Origin of the sequence: Halalkalibacter wakoensis JCM 9140 (assembly GCF_000513095.1) — a bacterium.
Classification (GTDB): domain Bacteria; phylum Bacillota; class Bacilli; order Bacillales; family Bacillaceae_D; genus Halalkalibacter; species Halalkalibacter wakoensis.
The window spans coordinates 1-1,871 of record NZ_BAUT01000150.1 but is presented as its reverse complement, the minus strand read 5'-3'; the positions used below and the strand labels follow the sequence as shown (position 1 = coordinate 1,871).

The window sequence follows — 1,871 nt, the reverse complement described above, 5'->3', positions numbered from 1 at the left end:
GTTGAGAGTGTGGGGGAAGTGTGAGAAGTGCTTTTCCAATGAGTGTGGGGGGGCGGAAAGATTCGACGGCGGACAATAAAATGCTGTGATCGGACAATAAATGGCCGGAACTGGACAATAAATCTAGTTGGTCGGACAATAAATCAGGTAAACTGGACAATAAATTGGTAAATAAAGTCCGCCGTCGATAGATTATAAGAGTCCGGCACTGAAAATCAACCGCTGTAACAAAAAAGGTGGATAATCTCTCTATTTACACAGAGGATGATCCACCATAATGGCAATTCTTCTCATATTAACGTGCAATACAGGCTTGATAATCAAGAAAAGTGGGCCAAGGAACCTGTCCCCATGACCCGCGCGACCTGCTTATTGTGTGCTCGTTCAATTTCGTATATTTGCTCTTTTAACAAAGGTAACTGCAATTTTACTTGTTTTTTGATTCGGTCATCTACTCGTAAACTTTCAATGCTTTCATACGTGTAATAAAGTGGTTTGTGAATTTGATCTAACAAAGTAGCTTGTTCTTCATGGCTAAAAGAGAGCACGAATGTTTGTTGTTCTGGTGTTAGAGCTTGGAATTGTTTTTCTTCTTTTCTTGGTGAGTGCCCATTCTTCTAAAGCCTGCTGCTGTCGCTCTAATAAAGGAAGATTAAGTTGGATTTGCTTTTGTAGAGTTTGATCATAATCTGAGTAGTCGTCTACTTGTAAAAAGCTTTCGGCCAATCCGTCCTCTATTAGTAAAAGCAATTCCCGACGGTCTTCTTGATTTAGTTTTGATATAAATTGTTGTTGTTCAATCGTTAACCGCTGGAATAAGGTAGATAATTTTTTTTCTTCCTCATAGTGAGTATGAATCCGCTCGACTTGGCGAATTTGGTTGTCGGTTAGAGGAAGACCTATTTCATGCTGGTCCGTAATCTCTTTTGGAAGAGGCAAATGCAGATACTCTTGCAATGGATAATGCAAGCTTTTCTTATGTTTAACAAGGATTTCGTCCCGTTCAAGATCAATCGAATACATCCCTTTTTTGATCTCCCTAATCACAGAAGGAGGAAGGGAAAGATAACTTTCAAAGCAATTTTCTCCTAAATACCTTACAGCACCTTCGCTTTTTTTGTGGATGATATATTGGAAACGAAGCGACTGTCCACAATCGCACTTATAAGGACGTTTTTGATAGCCACCATCTTTTATATCAAACAACATCCAATCTTCCAGCTTGTCCTCCATTTCTTCCATGCTCATTTTATCGTTTAAGTCCATACCTTTGAAGTTTGCTAGAGTGTGTAACCAGCGACTTTTTTTCTTACGTATGAGTTGGTGCTTTAGAAAGTAGATTTGCTCCTCGGTTAACGTGTGCATAACGGCTTCAACTTCTTCTTTAGAAAGCATGACCATGAAAGGCCACCTCCTCGTACGGGATTCTATTATTTTAGTAATAGATATGCTAGAGGGGAACCGAATATGCTAGAGAAATGTAGGTGGGTCATGGGGACAGGTTCCTTGACCCACTTATGAATAGAAAGAAAAGCAGGAGTTAGTTTTTAGAGTCAAGCTAAAGGTAGCCTGGACAATAAATACCCGAGTCTGGACAATAAATCGGCTGAACTCGACAATAAATCCGTCGCACTGGACAATAAATCACGCCAACTCGACAATAAACGGCCCAAATAGAGAAAAAATCATACTAAATCATGACGAGATTACCTAGTAAGCCCCTTTTTCACCCCTCTTATAAACAAAAAAGTGGATAACCTCTTGTTTATACAGAGGGTTATCCACTTTTATTGAGATATACACAAGCGATCAGCAAAGATTTTTGTCAGGAAATGTAGATATCCACAGCTTATCCTTCTACCAGCGAAAAG

At 39.6% G+C, this 1,871-nt stretch carries 1 protein-coding gene; it reads right to left on the bottom strand.

Annotation, left to right across the window (positions count from 1 at the left end):
* Window positions 1-534: 534 nt before the first annotated feature.
* Complete coding sequence (locus JCM9140_RS21855) at window positions 535-1,401, bottom strand: hypothetical protein (RefSeq protein WP_034751780.1); 867 nt, start codon at window positions 1,399-1,401, stop codon at window positions 535-537.
* Window positions 1,402-1,871: the final 470 nt, after the last annotated feature.

What these genes read in the sequence shown, in the direction of transcription:
- JCM9140_RS21855 (WP_034751780.1), bottom strand. Translation starts at nt 1,401, where the DNA reads ATGGTCATGCTTTCTAAAGAAGAAGTTGAAGCCGTTATGCACACGTTA.